The sequence below is a fragment of the Pseudomonas sp. WC2401 genome, from assembly GCF_041200115.1.
Taxonomy (GTDB): Bacteria; Pseudomonadota; Gammaproteobacteria; order Pseudomonadales; family Pseudomonadaceae; genus Aquipseudomonas; species Aquipseudomonas fragi.
Window position 1 is genome coordinate 3,001,812 of the sequence record NZ_CP165623.1, and the last position, 19,081, is coordinate 3,020,892.

At 60.8% G+C, this 19,081-nt stretch carries 17 protein-coding genes; 3 read left to right on the top strand and 14 right to left on the bottom strand.

What is annotated here, in order from left to right:
- Positions 1-5: 5 nt before the first annotated feature.
- Together AB3G35_RS13705 and AB3G35_RS13710 are read left to right on the top strand one after the other, a co-directional pair.
- Entirely contained in the window at positions 6-866 is an 861-nt protein-coding gene (locus tag AB3G35_RS13705; RefSeq protein WP_369781620.1) for an ABC transporter ATP-binding protein, read from the top strand.
- Between the two features lie 18 nt (positions 867-884).
- Positions 885-1,751: an ABC transporter permease gene (locus tag AB3G35_RS13710; protein ID WP_086796764.1), complete on the top strand. Its 867-nt coding sequence runs from the start codon at positions 885-887 to the stop codon at positions 1,749-1,751.
- Positions 1,752-2,043: 292 nt separating this feature from the next.
- Here AB3G35_RS13710 and AB3G35_RS13715 read toward each other — a convergent pair whose 3' ends face one another.
- The 9 genes from AB3G35_RS13715 to AB3G35_RS13755 form a co-directional block, all read right to left on the bottom strand.
- Entirely contained in the window at positions 2,044-2,664 is a 621-nt protein-coding gene (locus tag AB3G35_RS13715; protein WP_134048259.1) for a TetR/AcrR family transcriptional regulator, read from the bottom strand.
- A gap of 50 nt (positions 2,665-2,714) precedes the next feature.
- Positions 2,715-3,803, bottom strand: coding sequence for an endonuclease/exonuclease/phosphatase family protein (locus tag AB3G35_RS13720; protein ID WP_134048261.1), 1,089 nt, complete (start codon positions 3,801-3,803; stop codon positions 2,715-2,717).
- Positions 3,804-3,880: 77 nt separating this feature from the next.
- Positions 3,881-5,140, bottom strand: a complete 1,260-nt coding sequence (locus AB3G35_RS13725; protein WP_369781621.1) for a NupC/NupG family nucleoside CNT transporter — start codon at positions 5,138-5,140, stop codon at positions 3,881-3,883.
- Between the two features lie 41 nt (positions 5,141-5,181).
- Positions 5,182-5,598: a cytidine deaminase gene (gene cdd, locus AB3G35_RS13730; protein WP_369781622.1), complete on the bottom strand. Its 417-nt coding sequence runs from the start codon at positions 5,596-5,598 to the stop codon at positions 5,182-5,184.
- Positions 5,595-7,328 (bottom strand): bifunctional UDP-sugar hydrolase/5'-nucleotidase, encoded by a 1,734-nt coding sequence (locus AB3G35_RS13735; protein ID WP_369781623.1) that lies wholly within the window; start codon positions 7,326-7,328, stop codon positions 5,595-5,597. The genes cdd and AB3G35_RS13735 overlap by 4 nt, the downstream gene beginning before the upstream one ends.
- Before the next feature lie 19 nt (positions 7,329-7,347).
- On the bottom strand, positions 7,348-7,995 hold the full coding sequence (locus AB3G35_RS13740) for a MotA/TolQ/ExbB proton channel family protein (protein WP_016780714.1): 648 nt from the start codon (positions 7,993-7,995) through the stop codon (positions 7,348-7,350).
- 64 nt (positions 7,996-8,059) lie between these two features.
- Positions 8,060-10,300, bottom strand: coding sequence for a TonB-dependent receptor family protein (locus AB3G35_RS13745; RefSeq protein WP_369781624.1), 2,241 nt, complete (start codon positions 10,298-10,300; stop codon positions 8,060-8,062).
- A 45-nt stretch (positions 10,301-10,345) separates the two neighbouring features.
- Entirely contained in the window at positions 10,346-11,104 is a 759-nt protein-coding gene (locus AB3G35_RS13750) for an energy transducer TonB (RefSeq protein WP_369781625.1), read from the bottom strand.
- Positions 11,105-11,107: 3 nt separating this feature from the next.
- A complete protein-coding gene (locus AB3G35_RS13755; RefSeq protein ID WP_016780717.1) occupies positions 11,108-11,515 on the bottom strand; it encodes a biopolymer transporter ExbD in 408 nt (135 codons plus the stop codon).
- Between the two features lie 478 nt (positions 11,516-11,993).
- Here AB3G35_RS13755 and AB3G35_RS13760 point away from each other — a divergent pair, with 478 nt between their 5' ends.
- Positions 11,994-12,980: a hypothetical protein gene (locus AB3G35_RS13760; protein WP_095040544.1), complete on the top strand. Its 987-nt coding sequence runs from the start codon at positions 11,994-11,996 to the stop codon at positions 12,978-12,980.
- A 13-nt stretch (positions 12,981-12,993) separates the two neighbouring features.
- Here AB3G35_RS13760 and AB3G35_RS13765 read toward each other — a convergent pair whose 3' ends face one another.
- The 5 genes from AB3G35_RS13765 to AB3G35_RS13785 all read right to left on the bottom strand — a co-directional run bounded on the left by AB3G35_RS13765 (position 12,994) and on the right by AB3G35_RS13785 (position 18,939).
- A complete protein-coding gene (locus AB3G35_RS13765; RefSeq protein ID WP_016780719.1) occupies positions 12,994-13,431 on the bottom strand; it encodes a YqaA family protein in 438 nt (145 codons plus the stop codon).
- A 147-nt stretch (positions 13,432-13,578) separates the two neighbouring features.
- Positions 13,579-14,460, bottom strand: a complete 882-nt coding sequence (locus AB3G35_RS13770; protein ID WP_369781626.1) for an alpha/beta hydrolase — start codon at positions 14,458-14,460, stop codon at positions 13,579-13,581.
- Between the two features lie 18 nt (positions 14,461-14,478).
- Positions 14,479-16,701 carry a TonB-dependent siderophore receptor gene (locus AB3G35_RS13775; RefSeq protein WP_369781627.1) on the bottom strand — a complete coding sequence of 741 codons (2,223 nt, stop codon included), beginning with the start codon at positions 16,699-16,701 and terminating at the stop codon, positions 14,479-14,481.
- A 193-nt stretch (positions 16,702-16,894) separates the two neighbouring features.
- A complete protein-coding gene (locus AB3G35_RS13780) occupies positions 16,895-18,241 on the bottom strand; it encodes a histidine kinase sensor domain-containing protein (protein WP_369781628.1) in 1,347 nt (448 codons plus the stop codon).
- A complete protein-coding gene (locus AB3G35_RS13785) occupies positions 18,241-18,939 on the bottom strand; it encodes a response regulator transcription factor (RefSeq protein WP_086796809.1) in 699 nt (232 codons plus the stop codon). Before AB3G35_RS13785 ends, AB3G35_RS13780 begins: the two co-directional genes overlap by 1 nt.
- Positions 18,940-19,081: the final 142 nt, after the last annotated feature.

The following is a 19,081-nucleotide window of genomic DNA, read 5'->3' on the forward strand; positions in this document are numbered from 1 at the left end:
CAATAATGAATGCCTGCGTGCAAGGCCACACGGCCAGCCACTTGAGCGCAACAGGGCCAGCCCTGTTGTCGGTCGACCGGGTCAGTCTCGAGTACCGCACGCCCCAGCGTGTGGTGCGGGCGACTCATCAGGTCAGTTTTGAAATCGATCCGGCCGACCGCTTTATCCTGCTGGGTCCTTCGGGGTGCGGCAAGTCGACATTGCTCAAGGCCGTGGCCGGTTTTCATGCCCCCTGCGAAGGGCAGATCCGCCTGCAAGGCCAGCCTGTGACGGCGCCGGGGCCGGACCGCATGGTGGTGTTCCAGGAGTTCGACCAGCTACCGCCCTGGAAAACCGTCAAGCAAAACGTGATGTTCCCGCTACTGGCGTCGAAAACCCTGCCGCGGCGCGAGGCCGAGGAACGGGCCCTGCATTATCTGGACAAGGTCGGCCTGGCCGCGTTTGTCGATGCTTACCCGCATACCTTGTCCGGTGGCATGAAGGCCCGCGTGGCCATTGCCCGGGCCCTGGCCATGCAGCCGAAAATCCTGTTGATGGACGAACCCTTTGCCGCCCTCGATGCCCTGACCCGACGCAAGATGCAGGAAGAACTGCTGCTGCTCTGGGAGGAGGTGCGCTTTACCCTGCTGTTTGTCACTCACTCCATCGAAGAAGCGCTGGTGGTCGGCAACCGTATCCTGCTGCTGTCGCCGCATCCGGGACGGGTGCGGGCCGAGATCAACAGCCATCAATACAACCTGCACAGCCTTGGCGGTGCGCAATTTCAGCATACGGCGCAACGCATCCATCGCTTGCTGTTCGATGAAGCTGACGCCGGCAGCGGCGAACAACCGTTGAACTTCGCCGATATCCGTATCGCTTATTGAGCCGTGGAGGATTGCCCGATGAGCCAATCATCATCTGTACGCCAGGAATATGAAGTGGTCCTGGAGCCTTTGCTGAGCGTGCCGCTTGAGCGTGAACTGCCCTTGGGCCAGCGCCTGTGGCAGCAGGGCTGGTTGCGCAAGAGCCTGATCCTGATCGTGCTGGCAGTGCTGTGGGAACTGGTGGCCCGCTACCAGAACAACGACTTGCTGCTGCCAACGTTTCTGCAAACCGCCAGTGCGCTGTATGACGGCCTGATCAGCGGTGAATTGCTGAGCAAGGTGGGCATTTCCCTGGTGGTGTTGCTCAAGGGCTACCTGATCGGCATCGTGCTGGCGTTTGCCCTGACGACGCTGGCGGTTTCCACCCAGTTGGGCCGTGATCTGCTGAGTACCTTGACCTCGATGTTCAACCCGCTGCCGGCCATTGCCCTGTTGCCGCTGGCACTGTTGTGGTTCGGCCTGGGGCAGAACAGCCTGATCTTCGTGCTGGTGCATTCGGTGCTCTGGGCCCTGGCGCTGAACACCTATGCGGGATTCCTCGGGGTGTCGGAGACCTTGCGCATGGCCGGGCGCAATTACGGGCTGAAGGGGATTCGCTTTGTGCTGTTTATCCTTGTTCCGGCGGCGCTGCCCTCGATTCTCGCTGGCCTGAAAATCGGCTGGGCCTTTGCCTGGCGCACGCTGATCGCAGCCGAACTGGTATTTGGTGCCACCAGCGGCAAGGGTGGCCTGGGCTGGTACATCTTCCAGAACCGCAACGAGCTGTACACCGACAAGGTATTTGCCGGTCTGGCGGTGGTCATCCTGATTGGCCTGTTGGTGGAGAACCTGGTGTTCGATACCCTGGAACGGGTCACGGTCAAGCGCTGGGGCATGCAGCGCTAACCACCAAAACAGGACCGTTGCAGTTTGTAGTCGTTGACGAGCCGTGCGAGGCTGCGATCGGCTGCGGCTATCGAATTCACACCCGGATTACGCTTGCACCTGTAGCAGTTGACGAGTAGTACGAGGCTGCGTCCGGTTTGGTGCGCCACTGCGACGCAGCAGTCGTAAAACCAGACGCTTGCGGTGTGCCAGTTGGACCCGACTCCCTGGCTTCACGGCCGCTACGCAGCCGGACGCAGCCTCGCTCCGCGAGTCAGCTGCTACAAAGAGCCCTTGATCGGCAGCAGAATGTTTACAGGCTCAGCCCCACGCCGCGCAGAATCACGGCGGTAATGGTCTGTGTCGCCTGATAAAACTGCTGGTCGGACAGCGGCTGATGGCCGTTGAGTGCGCAGACCTGATAGTCAAAGTCGGCATAGTGCTGGGTCGAAGCCCAGATCATGTACAGCAGCGCCGAGGGCTCGACCGGGTTGATACGCTTGTCGTCCACCCACTGGCGTATTTTCAGCTCCATGAGTTTGGCGCCCTTGGCCATGTGCTCGTCGAGCATGTCCTGGAACAGCGGCGCACCGCGCATGATTTCGTTGGCCCACAGTTTGGAACCGTGGGGGCGGGTGCGTGAATGGTTCATCTTTTCCATGATGTAGCTGGTGAGCACCACCCGCGGATCGTCGAAATTCTCGAAACACGCGCCTTCCAGTTCCCAGGTGTCCAGTAGGTTGACCAATACTTCGCGGTACAGCTCGTCCTTGGTGGAAAAGTAATAATGCAGGTTGGAGCGCGGCAGCTGCGCTTGCTGGGCGATATCGGCCATCTTGGTTCCGGCATAGCCCTGCTCGGCGAACACCTTCTCGGCCGCCAGCAGGATCTTCTCTATGTTCTTGCGGCGGATCTTTACTTTGGGGTTGGTCATCGGGTTCCTGACTTAAGGCGATGAGGTGCGAGGCAGACAGTGAGCATAGATCAATTGCCGTTGCGAAAGATCTCGGCGTACAACGGCCAATGGTCTGAAACGCCTTCGCCGCGACGGCCGCCATCGAAGCGCGCCGGCGAGCCCCAGCGGTTGACCTGATACGGGCTCTGATGGACCAGGCGAATGCTCTGCGGGTCGACCTGCCAGCCGTTGAAACCGCTGGCGCTGGTCATTTGCGGCGGGAACAGAAGCATGTCGAAGAACGACCACTCGCGTTTGCTGTGGTAGTAGTAACTGCCCTTGCAACCCTGGCAGCCGATCAACTGGGACACCGCCCAGGTGCTGGCAAGGTCTTTGGCGATATAGCCGTGCTGTTGTTCTTCGCCGGCATTGATATTGAAATCGCCGCCGACAATGGGCAGCACATCGGCGGGCAGCTCGCGCTTGAGTTGGGCCAGGTAGGTCACGGCCTGCTGGCGCAGGTAGCCCGGGGCGCCGCCGGAGGGCAGGTGCAGGGAGAAAATCGCCGCCTTCTGACCGTCGGGCAACAACAGGCGTACCTCGAGAATACCCCGGGTTTTACTGACCCGCGCCGGGTCGTCATTGCCCAGCGCCTGGTAGGGCACAGTGTGCAGGCGGGCGCTGTCCCATTGCGCCAGGCGGCTAAGCACGGCGGTATCGATACCGCGTTCATCCTGGCCTTCGATCAGCACGCGGGTCTGGTAGCCGGACTGATCAAGGCGCGCGTTGAGCTGTTCGATCACCGCGATGTTCTCGACTTCATTGAGCATCAGGATGTCCGGGCCGCGGCCCTGGTCGATCTGCTTGATCACTGCGCTCAGGCGTTTGAGCTTTTCATCGAGCAAGGCCTGGGTCCAGTCGTTTTCTTCACATTCCTTGCGCCACGCCCGGACTTCGATTTTGGCGCAGCTGGCCAGGTACTCCGGGTGGGCGCGTTTCACGCTCAGGGGCAGGTAGGCGAAGTCTTGCTTGCCGGCATCGTGCTCGGTGTCGAAGAGGTTTTCGACGTTCCAGGTCATCAGCGAGACGCGTGCGGCCTGAGGTTCGGTGTGGTGGGTGCAGGCGCTCAAAAACAGGGCGCCAAGGGCGATCAACAGCGGATTACGCAAAAAAATCATAGGTGTTTTTCCGGGATACAGTTTTTTTGATGGTGGGAGTCAGCCTGTACTGTGAGTGGCTCAAGGCGGGATTGGGTTCACAGGGAAATAAACACCCCTGCCAACGCAGCACTCATCAGGTTGGACAGGGTCCCGGCGATCACGGCGCGCAGGCCCAGGCGGGCGATATCCTGACGCCGGGAGGGCGCCATGACGCCCAGGCTGCCCAGCAGGATGCCTATCGACGACAGGTTGGCAAAACCGCACAGGGCAAAAGTGACGATCACCTGGGTGGGCCCCGACAGCACCTGGATGCCTTTGGCGGCGGCTTGTACCGGGTCAAGATAGGCCGCGAAATCGACATAGGCGACGAACTCGTTGAGCACCAGTTTTTCGCCGATAAAACTGCCTGCCACCATCGCTTCACTCCACGGCACACCGAGGACAAAAGCCAGCGGCGCAAACACATGCCCCAGGATCAGTTGCAGGCTCAGGTGGGCAAAGCCGAACCAGTTGCCCACCCAGCCCAGGATGCCGTTAAGCAGGGCAATCAGGGCAATAAAGGCCAGCAGCATTGCGCCCACATTCAGGGCCAGTTGCAGGCCGTTACTGACCCCCAGTGCGGCGGCGTCGATGACATTGGCGGGTTTGTCGTCGGGGTAGATTTCGATATCGCTGAAGCTGTCGCGCGGTACAGCGGTTTGCGGCTCCATCAGCTTGGCCATCAGCAAACCGCCGGGGGCGGCCATAAAGCTGGCGGCAATCAGGTATTTAAGCTCCACGCCCAGGCTGGCGTAGCCGATCAGCACCGAACCTGCCACCGAAGCCATGCCGCCGACCATCACCGCGAACAGTTCGGAGCGGGTCATGCCGTCCAGAAACGGGCGCACCACAATGGGCGCTTCGGACTGGCTGACAAATATATTCGCCGTGGCCGACATCGACTCGGTACGGCTGGTGCCCAGCACCCGTTGCAAGCCGCCGCCGATCACGCGGATGACCACACTCATGATGCCCAGGTAATAGAGGATGGCGATAAAGCTGCTGAAAAACACAATCAACGGCAGCACCTTGATCGCAAATACAAAACCCTGGCTGCCAAACACTTCGCTCATCTGGCTACCTGCCAACGGCCCGAACACAAAGCTGATGCCTTCATTACCATAGTCTTGCAAGCGGGCTACCGATTCGCTGATCGCCGTCAGGGTTGCCTGGCCCCACGGCACATAGAGGGCGAAGGCGCCCAGGCCTGCCTGCAATGCGAATGCCCCGACGACGGTCTGCAACTTGATCGCCCGGCGGTTACTGGACAACAGCACCGCCAGAGCAATCAAAACCACCACTCCAATAAAGCTCATTGAGCATATTCCCGTCTGTTGCGCATCAAGGTCGCAGCCGTTCAGAAACCGAAGGCACCGGGCAGCAATTGCTCGACCGTCCAGTCGCGGGCGGCCGTCGCATCGTGGCCGACGCAATACACCGGGCAGCCAGCGCTCATCAGTTCATGCATGACCTGGCGGCAGGCGCCGCACGGGGCGATCAGCGCCACTTTGGGGGCATACACCAGCATCGCCTTGAAGCTGGCGGGGGCATGGCCCTGGGCAATGGCGCTGAACAGGGCGCTGCGCTCGGCGCAGTTGGTCAGGCCATAGGAGGCGTTTTCCACATTGCAGCCACGGATGATGTGCTTATCAAGGGTCAGCAATGCCGCACCCACCGGGAAGTCCGAGTGCGGGCACCAGGCCGCGCGTGCGGCGGCGATCGCTTCGGGCAACAGGCGTTCGAACTGCGCCTGTGCTTCAGGGCTGCGGTTCATGGGCCGTTGCTCGCGGTGGTCTCAGCCAGGGCCTGGCCAACTTTTTCAATCCGTTGTTGCGCCGCGTCTGCTCCGGCAGGCTGGCCGGTATGGTCGCGGGCTTGCAGATAATCGACCAGTGCCTGTAGATCGTTGAGGCCGGTATCCACCCGCTGGCTGGCCTGGTTGAGGACGGTAAAGTTGTCGCCACCACCGGCCATAAACGAGTTGACCGTGACCCGGTAGCGCTGCTCGGGCAACACCGGTTTAGCATTGATTTTCAGGCTGTCGGCAAGAATTCGCTGGCCCTGGGGCTTACTGGCATCCCAGCGATAGGTGAGGGAGGCCGATGGTTGCAAGGGGTAAAAACCGAAACCGTTGTTCTGCCATTGCTGTTCCAGCAGTTGCTTGAGCTGGGTGCCGCTGAGGGTAAGGATGTTCAGGGTGTTGTTGAACGGTTGCACGGAGGCTACCTGGCCATAGGTCAGGTGTTGCTGGCCGGGTTCGAGTATCAGGTCGGTGCGGATCCCACCCAGGTTGGTCAATGCCACGTCTGCGCCCAGGGCACGGGTGGCGTGCAGTTGCGCGTCGGCAATCAGGTCACCCATGGCCGACTCGCCGGCGTCGTTGAGGGTGCGGGTGATTTCGCGGGTGGCAATGCGCGCGACCGGCTTGTTCAGGTGTGCGTTGCTGCGCGCTTCGATATCGGCTTGCAATGCGGCAATTTCCGCCAGCGGCGGGTAGCGCGCGGGGTCGACCACGATGTTTTGTGCCTTGGCATCGAGTAGTTGGTGGTTGACCGGGTCCACGGTGAGGGTGATATGGGTCAGCAGGCGGCCGAACGAGCTGCCCTGGGTGATCAGCTTGTCACCCAGGCGGCACAGGTAGCCCTGGTGGGTGTGGGCGGTGACCACCACTTTGATTTGCGGGTCCAGACGCCTGGCCACGTCGACGATATCGCCCTTGAGCTGGCTGCAATCCTGCTGGTCGAAGCGTTCGGCGGTTTCACCGCCCTGATGGATCACCGCGACCACGGCATCCACCCCCTGTTTGCGCAGTTCGGGCAGTTGCGCGTTGATCGCCTCGGCCTCGTCAATGGTGTACAGGCCGTCCATGCTCTGCTGGCTGACATAGGCCGGGAGGTCGCGCAACACCGCGCCGACAAAGGCGATTTTGGCGCCGTTGGCCTGCTCGATACGGTAGGCGGGCAGCAGTGGTTTGCCGGTTTGCGCGTCGATCAGGTTGGCCGCCATATAGGGGAAGCGCGTGCCGCTGTAGTTGTTGTCAAACTGGCAGGCCTTGTCCGGGCGCGGCGACACGCAGCCGCCATTGATCTGGCGTTGCAACTCCAGCTTGCCCAGATCCAGTTCATGGTTGCCGACCACACTGAACTTGAGCCCCAGTTCACCGAGGGCTTCGAGCGTCGGTTCATCGGCCCACATCGAAGACATCGGCGGGCTGCCGCCGATCATGTCGCCCGCGCCAATCAACAGCAGTTGCGGGTCGCTGTTACGCAGTTCGCCAACCACGCCGCTGAGGGCGTTGATGCCCCCGGCCTTGAGTGACACCTTGCCAGTTGGCGCCGTGGCATCGGCATAGGTGAACGGGGTGGCGGCCAGATTGCCGTGAAAGTCGTTGATCGCGGCAATATTTACATCGACCGGTTTGGCCGGCTGCTGGCAGGCACCCAGCACCAGCGCCAGCGGGATGACCAGGCTGGCACTGTGCAGGCGCGAAAGTACATTGGACATGGGGGCTCCTCGATGTGGGTCAGGCGGTACGCGGCTGACCGACGTGTACGGCGTCGGGCGCAGTCGTGGCGACGTATTGCGTGCCAATGCCCGCGCGCAGCAGGAGCATCTTGAGGTTATCGTTGATCAGTTCCAGGCGATCCTGCAGGTGGCTGTTGAAGACCATGCCCACCAGGGCGATGGCGATACCCAGTGCGGTGGCATACAGCGCCGTGCCGATGCCGCGGGACACTTCACCCGGGTCGGATACCCCGGCTTCAGCCAGGGCCTTGAAGGTATCGATAATGCCCATGATGGTGCCGAGCAAACCCAGCAATGGCGCGCCGGCCACCACCGCTTCGAGGATCCACAGGCTGTGCGACAGACGCCCGCGCATCGAGATATAGATAGCCTGGGCAAGGTCTTCCAGCTCCTGATGCGAGTGCAGGTGACGGCGCCCGTCATAGATCTGCGAGACCAGTTGCAGGGGCAGGCTGTCGCGTTCTGTCAGGGCCTTTGGCAGGTCATCGACACTGCGCACCCGGGCGTTGATTGCCGGGAGCAACTGGCGTGCCTTGCGCAGCGAGTAACTGAAAAAGATGCAGCGTTCCACGACCACAAACGCGGCCAGGGCCGCAGCGCCGTACATGACGTAGAAGGTGATGTCGTGGAGCAGATTCATGTTCATTCGGGGTGTCCTCTAAATACGTTCATGACCCGGGCCTGCCGTGCTGGCAGGCCCGGGTGCGGGGTCAGAAGCTGGCTTCGAAAGAGACCATCGCAGTGCGTTCTTCACCGACGTTGTAGTACGGCGTGGCGGCGCTGAGGCCGTTGACCGGTGCGGCGTTGAGCACCACGGTGCGCGCCGATGACAGGTATTCCTTGTCGAACACGTTGAGCATCGAGACGCGAATGGCCGCCGACTTGAGGATCTTCTTGTCCACCGGCAGGCGCACACCGGCGTTGATATCGAAGGTGGTGCGCCCGGAGATTTCCTGGTCGTTGGTCAGGTCGCCGTAGTAGCTGCCCACATACTTGGCGGCCACGTTGCCGTAGTAGCGCTTGTTGTCGTAACCCAGGCTGGCGTTGAGCATGTTTTTCGGCACGTTGGCCAGTTGCTTGCCGGAGGTGGGCAGTTCCTTGTTGCGCGTGGTCACGTCGTCCTGCTGCTCGGCGCTGGTGTAGGTATAGGAGGTGTAATAGTTGAAGTTGTAGGGCAGCAGGCCGCTCCACTCCAGCTCCAGGCCCTTGTTGACCACGCTGCCGACGTTGAGCATTTCGTAGTCACCGTCGGCATTGGTGGTCGACAGCTGGCGATCCTTGTACGAGATATGGAACAGGGTGGCGCTCAGCAGCATGTCGTCCTGGGTGAAGCGCCAGCCCAGTTCCTGGTTCCAGCTCAGCTCCGGCGCCAGGCTGATCGAATCGCCGGCGTTGTAGAGCACATAGTTGGGCGGTGTGCGCATATTGCGGGTGACGTTGTAGAACGCCTGGTTCTGCTCGTTGATCTGATAACGCGCGCTGAAGTTGGGCAAAAACTCGTGGTACCTGGCGTCACGTTTTTCGGGAGCGCTGTACAGGCTGCCGAGGTTGTTGCCGTCGCGCTCGACGTACTGGTAGGCAATGCCGCCGGTGAGGGTCAGGTCAGGGGTGACCGTCCACACGTCCTGGGCCCAGATTTTTTGTGCCGGGGTGACGGTGTACTGATGGCGGCCCTGGACGGTGGCGCCATTTTTGTCGGTGAGCTGGTTGCCGCTGTTGTAATCGCCCCAGATATCTTCCGGCGTGCCGTTTTCGGTGATGCTGATAAAAGGCTGGGTCTGGCGCTGGCGGGCGCGTTCGTACCAGTAGCCGACATCGATGCTGTGTGCTTCGTTGAAGTCCCACTTCAGTTTGGTGGTCACGCCCGGGCGCCAGCTCTCTGTCCATGAAGGGCGGTAGTAGGTGTCGTAGGCCAGCCCGCTGAGGTCGAAGTTGCCGGCCTTGTCGCTGGTAGAAGACAGCCCGGTCGCCGATTGGCCGCTGAAACTGCCGCCATTGGACCAGAAGTAGTAGGGCGCAATGGTCAGCGCCAGATCGTCACGCAACTGAAAGCGCTGGGTCAGGGACGCCGAGGCATTTTCAAACGGGTTGCGGTTGATCTTGTAGTACTGGGTCAACTTGCCGCTGCTGTTGTAGATCGGGATTTCGGCATAGTCCAGGCCACGGCCCGACTTCTGGAACTGTGCCTTGCTCAGGGTGTTGTAGTTGTAGTTTTCCTGGGTGCTGTATTTAAAGATGGCATTGGTCGAGTTGCCATTGCCATCTTCGAACAAGGTATTCCATTCAACCCGGTCGGCGCGCACGGTGCCTTTGCCACGCCATTTTTCGCCTTCGGTATGGGAGGCCGAGACAAAGGTTTTAAAACCATTCAGATCGCCGGTGTTAATCCGCGCAAATGATTTGTTCAAACTGTTGGAACCAACCGACTGTTTGACAAAGACGCCGAAGTCCTTGGTCGGGCGCAGGGTCACCAGGCCGATATTGCCGCCGCTGGAACCGATATGCGGGCCGTCGATTTCCGAAGAGCCCTGGGTGACGAATACTTCACCGAGGTTTTCCGGGTCGCCGAGCAGGTTGGCATACACCGCATAGTCGCCGGAATCGTTGATCGGGATACCGTCCGAGGACACACCGACCTGATCGGAGTTCATCCCGCGCATGGTGAAGCTGGTGCCGCTCACGCCCGAGGCGTCGGTGCTGGAAACGTTGATGCCGGGGGTGTACTTGAGTTTGTCGATGGCGTTGGCAGTGGGTGCCATTTCGTCCATCGCCTCCTTGGTCACAGTGGAGCGGCCCTTGGCGCTGTCTTCTTCGACCATCAGGCCATTGCCCAGACTCTGCCCGGTGACATTGACCTTGCCTATATCAACGGTATCTTCCGCCAGCGTAGATAGCGTCCAGCCGCCAACCCCAACGGCCAGTAGCGTTGCGAATAAAGTATTGAGTTTCAAAACAGTTTCCCCTAAGCGTAAGTGTCAGAGCTGAAATGCTTTTAGTTATGGTTCCAAGTTGTATACAAGCGTGGCGCTGAAACGGTATTTGTCCTTGCCCGAGAAACTTTCCTCGGGGAAGGGCACCACTTTGTCGAGGCGTTGCAAGCTGGTTTGTGCGGCGCGATTGAGCAGCATGTTGGTCGCCTTCTTTTCAATGCCCGAGTCGAGCACCTTGCCGCTGCGGTCAACCAGCAACCACACCACCACATTGCCTTGGGGGCGTTGCAGTGACGCTTCGCGACCTCGCGGGTATTGCTTGTATTTCTCCAGCTCCGCCAGCAGCCGGGCGATATAGCGGCTCTCCAGGTCTGCCGGGTTGGCGCGTGGGGCCTGGGTTACTGGCTGAGCGGGTGCTACCGGGGCGGCCGGGGCCGGGGAGGGTGCTGGCACCGGCGCGGGAGCTTGCACCACGGCTTGTGTTTTGGCCGGCGGCGCGGCCTTGGCCACTTGCGGTTTGGGCTTGGGCGGCGGTTTTGGAGCCGGTGGCTTGGGTTTGGGCGGTGGCGGCGGCTCGATCACTACAGCCTCGACCACTTCCTCGACGGGCGGCGGCAGCTCGACGGCCTCTGCGGGCTCGGGTTCAGGCGGCGGTGGTGGTGGCATCAACTCATCCAGGTCGACCAGGGCCACTTCGACGCTGCTGTCGTCGTACTTGGGCGTGATCTTCAGGTCCGTGTTCATTGCACTGTGCACCGCGACGGCCAGCAGGCAAATAGCTGGCAGGCAGGCGATGGCTTTGCGTGATTTGAAAAAAACCGACATGGCCTACAGCTTCCGGGTCGCGATGGACACGGATGAAAAACCGCTGCCCTTGAGCACATCCATCACGCTCACCAGGCGTGCCACTTCAACCCCGGCATCGCTGTTGAGGATGATCACCATCTTCTCGTCAGGTTTTTCCATGGCCTTGAGTTGTGCCACCAGATCGTTCTGGTTGAGATCCTGGCCATCCAGTTGCAGGCGGTCTTGCAGGCCCAGGGTGATCACTGCCTTGTTTTGCGGCTTGAGCTGCTGGGCGTGGGCGGCGCCGGGCAACTGAGTCTTGATGCCGAGTGCCGGGATCACGTTGAGACTGATCAATACAAAAAACACCAGCAAAAACATCATGACGTCGATCATCGGAATGATCTCGATATGCAGGCGTTTTTTCTTAGGTTCTTCCCAGCTTCGCATCACATGCACTCCAGTCCACAGAGGGGGTCATAAAAGCTGACCATCCGTTCAGATTTCTCACTTGTGGTTTGCCAGAGCGTAAAGCGTGCAAAACCTGTCTCAAGTGACAGGTTGCAAAGGTAGAGGGGTGCTGTTTCATTTTGATTTCAGATTTTGTGTATTTTTTTGTTTTTTTTAATATCGAAACTAAACTCATGTTTGCGGTTAAAAGCGGCGTATTTCACAAATTTTGTAGTCATTTACTTGAAGGGTGATGGCGGCGCAGGGTTGCCTGAATGAACTTTTAATAAGTTGACAGAGCTGTCAATTTATAGATCTAGCATCAGGAATCATTCGCCATAGCGCTGTTTTTCAACGGTTTTGCCTGCGCAGATAGCAAAGTGCTACTAAGCTGTTGTTGTTATGCAAAGGCATTGGCATGATGATGCTCATCTGAAGTGCCGGCTATTGAGATCAAGGGTTTAGCGGAGCGAACACCATGCAGTTATTCAAAAGGTTGTTGAATATTTTGGGGCAGGCTGACTGCACGCATGAGCGCGCAGGCAAGCCATTGCTGACAGCGCCCGAGTTCGAAAGCCTCAAGCGTGATCTCAACATCATTGAGCAAGCCCGGCGTCACGGGGAACAGGGCTATCCGCCTGTAGAAGCCACCCGGTTGACGGCTGTCGAAGAAAAGATCCGCGTCACGCTTGAATCGGAACGTGACAAGGCCCTGGCCTGGGCCGAGTCATGGATCGCCTTGATCGAAAAGCGCCTCGATACACTGGATATCACCCGTATGGTGAGCAACTGCGTGCATGTTGACCAAGACTTCGAGCGTGCAGCCAACAGCCTGGTGAGTGATTACGCAGTCCGCTTGCAGCGCCTGGAATACAGTGCACGGGAGCGTGAGGCCGAACTGTGTGCGTTCAAGGCACAAAACCATGGTGGTTTTGGCAAACAGCAAAAGCGTCGCAATGAAGCCTTGAGTGTTTATCAGGATGAAATTGCTGATGTGCGCAACGAGTTGCTGGCGCTCAAGGGCGAGTACCTTGAGAAGCTTGAAGCGGATGTATTGGCGTGCAATGAGCAACTGGTCAGTTACCAGTCGGCACTGGACGAAAAACGCAATGTGAAACCGCGTCTGGCCAGCGGGTTGAACAAGGCCGAGATGATTCTGGCCGGGCTTGTGCAGTGTTACCGCGCCGAGAACCAGCTGTATCGCAATGGCCGGCGGGTACCTGCGTATTTCAGTGAAACCATAGCCCTGCAGGCGATCCGGTTACCTGACAGCGATACTGCCGAGGATGAAATTCGCCTGGTTTCGCAACAGTTGGCACTGACAGGGCTGATTGAACAGCTTGAGCAGATTCGCGGACGTATTCAGGCGTGTTTCTATCAGAAATACAGCCAGTTGATGCCGCTGTCCTGGCTGCCAGAGTACCCGCCGGTGATGGAAAACCGCATCGCCGCAGAACCGGTTTGATCCCCGCCGTGGCCTAAGACCAGCCCAGGGTGGCCGCTGTCAGCAGTAGATAGCGGGCGCCTTTGGCCAGGGTCACGATCAGCACGAAACGCCACAGCGGCTCGCGCATGACCCCGGCGATCATGGTCAGCGGGTCGCCGATAATCGGCACCCAGCTCAGCAGCAGTGACCAGCGCCCATAACGCAGATAGAAATGCCGGGCCTTGTCGAGCTTTTGCGCGCTGACCGGGAACCAGCGTTTGTGCCGAAAGCGCTCGACTGAGCGGCCCAATAGCCAATTCAATACCGAGCCCAGCACATTGCCCAGGGTGGCGACTGCCAGCAGGGTCAGGGCGACATATTTGCCGGACAACAGCATGCCAACCAGCACGGCTTCCGATTGCATGGGCAGCAGCGATGCAGCGCCGAATGCGGCGAGGAACAGGCCCAGATAGCTGGTTAATTCAAACACGTAAACTTCCAGGGTAGATGGACACCGCCCCATACCTTGTGGGAGCGGGCTTGCTCGCGATACAGGCGCTGCAGTCTGCCAGACCAACCGAGGCGCTGCCATCGCGAGCAAGCCCGCTCCCACAAAAGTTGGCTGGGCCGCCAGCAGCTACAAGTTCTGCAATACCCGCCGCAATGACGCCGACAGGGTTTCGCCATGGCCCATGCCGTCGAATGTCTGATAGTCAACCGCCAGCCCCGGGATATCACTCAGTTCACCCGCCAACTGGCGGATCAGTCTGTCTGGCTCGTCGTTGCTCGGGCCACGCGGGTTGCCGGGTTCGGCCGTGCCGCGCATCAGCAGCAAATCGGCCTTGTGCCCGTTCATGCGTTGCTTGAAGCCGGCACCGGGGCGGATATCGGTCCACCACAGCGACGGGCTGGCCGCTGCATAATGGGCAAATTCAGCGGGGCGGGTAAGCAGGGCGTGCAGCACCAGCAGACCGCCGTAGGAGTGACCCCACAACGTCTGCTGCTGCAGGTTGAGCGGCGCCTTGGCCGCCACCGCCGGGCGCAGGCGATTGCGCAGCAGGTCAAGGAATTCGTCCGCGCCACCACTGGGTAACCCGGTCAGCGGGTCGGTTTGCTCCGCAACGCCGGGCCTGTTCGGGGTGTAGTCGTAAGTGCGGGCCGTACGCTCGATGCGCAGCGGTGTGCGGTAACCGATGGCGACCAGCAACGGTGCCTTGCCGCGGGCGAGGTCTCGCAGCAGATCGGCATCCAGTGTACCGACGGCGGCATTGCCATCGAGCATCCAGACCACCGGGTAGCCGCTTTTCGGCGGCGCGACGTTGGGCCGTCCGATCCACAGCTGATAGTGCCGCTGGCCGTCGGCCGAGTCGATCAGCAAGCGGCTGAAGCGGTAGTCCAGGTCGGTGCGTTGCAGCAGGCGGGTGTCCATCGGCTGGTCAGGCGCTGGCCGGGCCTGGGCCGCTTGCCCCGGCAGGGCCAGGGCAAGCAGCAGGGCCAGGGGCAGGGTGAGGTTTCTCATCAGGCGATCTCGTCAGAGTCAGAACGAAGCGGTCAGGCTGGTGTAGAGCGTGCGCCCCGGCTCGTTGTACGTCGCAGCACCGGCCCCGGCGATATTGGCCACACCCTGGGCGTTGCCCTCACGGAACAGGCGCTTGTCGAACAGGTTGTCGATACCCGTGGTCAGGCTCAAGTTGGCGGTAATGGCGTAGGTGCCGCTGATGCCGGCAATGGCATAAGGCGAGAGCTGGTTGTTGGCGGTGCCGGTTACTCGGTCGCCGTGGTAATCGTATTTTTTCGGCGTCTGTTTGCCGTACCAGGCAACGCTCGCTTGCAACGACAGGTCGTCGGTGGCCTGCCAGTCGAGCATGGAGTTGAGGGTATAGCGCGGCGTGACAGACAGGGCGTCACCGGTCTGCTTGTTTTTCGATTGCAGCATGTAGGTGAAGTTGTTGGTCCAGGTCACTTGGGGTGCCAGGGGCAGGGTCAAGGTTCCTTCGAGGCCTTCAACCAGTGCCTTGGGCACGTTTTCCCATTGATAGATCGCTGCATTGGCGTAGCTGCCGGTACCGCCCACGGCATTGCCGATGGGGCTCAGGCCGGACTCGATCTTGTTTTTGTAATCGTTGCGAAAGTAAGTCAGGCCAGCGACGACGCCGTTGTCCTTGTACTCGATGCCCAGTTCCTTGTTGACGCTGGTTTCGGCCTTGAGGTCGGCATTGCCTTGCAGGTAGCAGCTGGTGCTCTGGCCGTAGCAGCCCTGGCCGCGGCTGTAGAGCAGGTAGTCGGGGTTGAGCTGGTACAGGTTCGGCGCTTTGTAGGCTCGGGCGATACCGGCCTTGAGGGTGACGGTGTCGGTCAGGGCATGGGACAGGTTGAGCGACGGGCTCCAGTTGTTGCCGACCACGCTGTGATGGTCCAGGCGCAAGCCCGGGGTGAGCATGGTGCCCGGTAGCAGCTCGATATTGTCGGCGGCGAACAGCGAGAAAATCTGTGCTGAGGACGCGGTGCTGCGGTTGCTGCTGCTCAGGCCCGCGACCGTGCCGCCTTCGCTGGTGGACTGGGTATTGGCGCTGGGGTCGTCGAGTTTTTGCTGGGTCCATTCGCTGCCCAGGGTCAGGGTCTGGTCGTAGCCTGCGTGCAGCGGCAGGTTGACCTCGCCGTGGGCGGTAAGGTCGCGCAACACTGCGGTGTAAAAGTCGCCATTGCTGAAAATCCCTTCGGTGCCGCCTGCCAGGCCCTCGTTGATCCGCGTATTGCGGGTTTTTTCGTATTGCAGGTAGGCCATGCTGTTACCAAAGTCCCATTCACCACGGTGGGTCAGGGCGTAGGTTTCGCGGTAGGTGCGGTTGGTCTCGTGGCCCAGCAGGCTTTTGACGTAGGCGTTGCTGTTGGTATTTTGCGTATCGCCGGTATAGAGGTTGCCCTGGCGGCTGTAGCCGGCCTCGAAGTCGAGGGTCTGCTGCGGGGTCATGCGCCAGCTGAGCAGGCCGTTGACATCCTTGTTGCGCACGCCTTCGCGGCCGGCGGGCAGGGTGCCGACCTGGTTGCCGGTACGGGCCGATTCATGGCCGGCGTTGATATCCCAGTCATCAGGGTCGGTCTTGGCGATATTGCCGTACACGCGATAACTCAGGTTGTCGGTGAGCGGGCCGTTGAGGCCGAAACTCACGCGTTTGCTGGCGCCTTCGTCCTTGTGGCTCGGGAAGTTGGAATAAACCGTGACGTCGCCGTGGGTTTCGGCCCCGGCCTGTTTGGTGATGATATTCACCACGCCCCCTGCCGCACCGTTGCCGTAGAGGGCTGCAGCCGGACCGCGCAGTACTTCGATGCTTTCTACCTGATCGGCCGGCACCCAGTTGGTATCGCCACGGCTGTCGCGTTCGCCGCGCCAGCCGTAGCGTACCGAGTTGCGGCTGTTGACCGGCTTGCCATCGACCAGGATCAGGGTGTTTTCCGGGCCCATGCCGCGAATGTCGATCTGGCGGTTGTTGCCGCGCTGGCCGCTGGTGGAGTTGCCGGTGAGGTTGACGCCGGGCATGGTGCGGATGATTTGCGACAGGTCGTTGGCCGGCGGGCGTTTCTTGATGTCTTCGGCGGTGATGACCGACACGCCCGGGGCCTGTTTGGTTTCTTCCAGGGCCGTGGCGACCACGTTGGTGTTTTCCAGCTCCAGAGCGCTGGCGGCATGCACGGAGCTGGCCAGCAAGCAGCAGCTGGACAGAACGAAGGGGGCGATAGGGCGCAGCGCTTGTTGCAACATCGAGTGATCTCCGGGACAGCCTGATACAGGAAGATCACGAATGATAATGACTGCTAATTGAGAGTAAAGCGCATTAACTTTCTAAACACTTCACTGTGGGAGCGGGCTTGCCCGCGATGGGATCGCCGCTGTTTGCCTGTTGAACCGCGCTGGCGGCATCGCGGGCAAGCCCGCTCCCACAGGGTTTTGTGTTTCAGTCAGGGGGGCGCGCAGCTGGCAACAGCATATGCATGCACAACCCCGGCTCGCCATTGCTCGCCCACAGCCGACCCTGTTGCAGCTCGACGGCACGCTGGGCAATCGCCAGGCCCAGGCCGAAGCCTTCGCCTATCGAACCCTTGAGGCGCTGATAGGGCACGAACAGGCTGGCCAGGTCCTGCGGGTCGACGCCGGGGCCTTGGTCGCTCAGGCACAGGTGCCAGGCATCACCTTCACGCCAGCCGCTCAAGGTCACTTTGGCGCCGGGCGGTGAATGGCGAATGGCATTGCGCAGCAGGTTTTCCAGGGCCTGGGCCAGGCTGTCGAGGTGCACCTGCACACAGCAATCAAGGCCCAGCAGGCAGGGCAGGCGTTCACTTGGCCAGCCGCTTTCAAAGCAGGCGTCTTCACACAGGGCTTCCCACACCGACAGCACCAGCACCGGTTCGCTGGCCAGTTGCGGGCGCTCGGTGTCCATCCACGCCAGGTTGAGGGTGTCTTCGAGCAGGCGCTGCATATCGTCGATTTCCCGGTCCAGGCGCTGGCGCATTTGCTCCACGGGCAGATGACTGTCGTGGGCGATGCGCAGGCGCGCCAGCGGGGTGCGCAGTTCGTGGGACAGGGTGCGCAGCAGCAGGCGCTGCTGGTTGAGGCTCTGGCGCAAGCGCCCGGCCATGTGTTCAAAGGCATGGGCCAGCTCGCCCAGTTCGTCCCGGCGTTCGATCAGCGGCGAGGGTGCTTCGCTGTCCAGGTCATCGGCACGCAAGGCGTCGGCGCGGTCACGCAAACGGTTGAGCGGCAGCACCAGATGGCGATAGATCAGCAGCCCCAGCAGGGCGGCCAGCAGGGTTGGCATCACGCCGTGGCTGAGGACGTGGGTCCAGGGGGTCAGGCCGCCGGGCAACAGCCGTTCGGGCAGCTGCAGCACCAGCTGGCCCTGCTCTGGCTGCCCCGGAAAGGGGATGCTGACATAGGGCAACTCGTCCTGCAGGCGTCGGCTCATGGGCCAGTTCAGTTGGCGCATAAAGGTCAGCTGGCGATAGTTTTCGGCGTTGAGCGGGGTATTGCTCAGGCTTTGCAGGGTTGGCCCCAGCACGGTTACCCAGGTGCCCTCGCTGGCCGCCAGCTGTTCGGTAAAACGCGCCAGCCCGGGCGTGCCCTGGCTGTGCCAGATGCCCTCAGCCTGCTGTGCATAGTCGGCCAGGTACTGCTGGTCAGCAGCCGAGAGAAAGTAGGTACGGCGCTCGGCCGACACCCCCCAGATCCAGATGATCCACGTCAGCAGCAGGCAGAAGGCGATTTGCAGCAGGGCCAGTTTCCATAACAAGGGATGGCGACGCATCAGGTTTTTTCCATGTCGACCAGGATATAGCCCTGGCCACGCACGGCCTGGATCTGCAGATGCCGGGCGCCAATGGCTGCCAGCTTGCGCCGCACATTGCACACATGCACATCCAGGCCACGGTCCAGCCGGGTGTAGATGCGGTGCAGCACCTGCTGGTAGAGAAATGCCTTGCTCAAGGGCTCGCCGCCATGTGCGTGCAGGGTCATCAGCAGGCGGAATTCGGAGTGGGTCAGGCCTGCACTCTGGCCGTTGTGCAGCACGTCCCGGGCCTGCTCATCGAAGCTCAGCAACGGGTTGGACGGCGACGGCGGCGGGCGCTGCAACATGGCCATGCGCCGCAGCAGGGCATCGCTGCGGGCGTCCAGTTCGGCAAGGCTGAAAGGCTTGGGCAGGTAGTCATCGGCGCCGCGGGTGAACCCGGTGATGCGATCCTGCTCGTTGCCTAGCGCCGACATCAGCATCACCGGTACGTCCTGCTGCTGGCGCAGGGCTTCGAGCAGGGCCAGCCCGTCCATGCCGGGCAGCATGATGTCGAGCAGCACCAGATCGTAGCGCTCGCCTTGCAAGGCACGCAGCCCCTGAATGCCATCGACACAGCTGGTGACGGCAAAGCCGCGTTGCAGCAGGTGCTGTTCGAGATCGTGGCGCAGCCTGAAGTCGTCTTCGACGAGAAGTAACCGGGGGGAAGTGGTCATGGGGCTCTAATGAGAATATTTCACATTTGCGAATATCCCAGAATGGGCGGTACTGCGCAATTGCTATCAAGCAAAGAGGGGCCGTCAGGCACAGCGGATCTGATCAACTACAGGTCGGATTCGCACAAAAAAACCCTGCCTG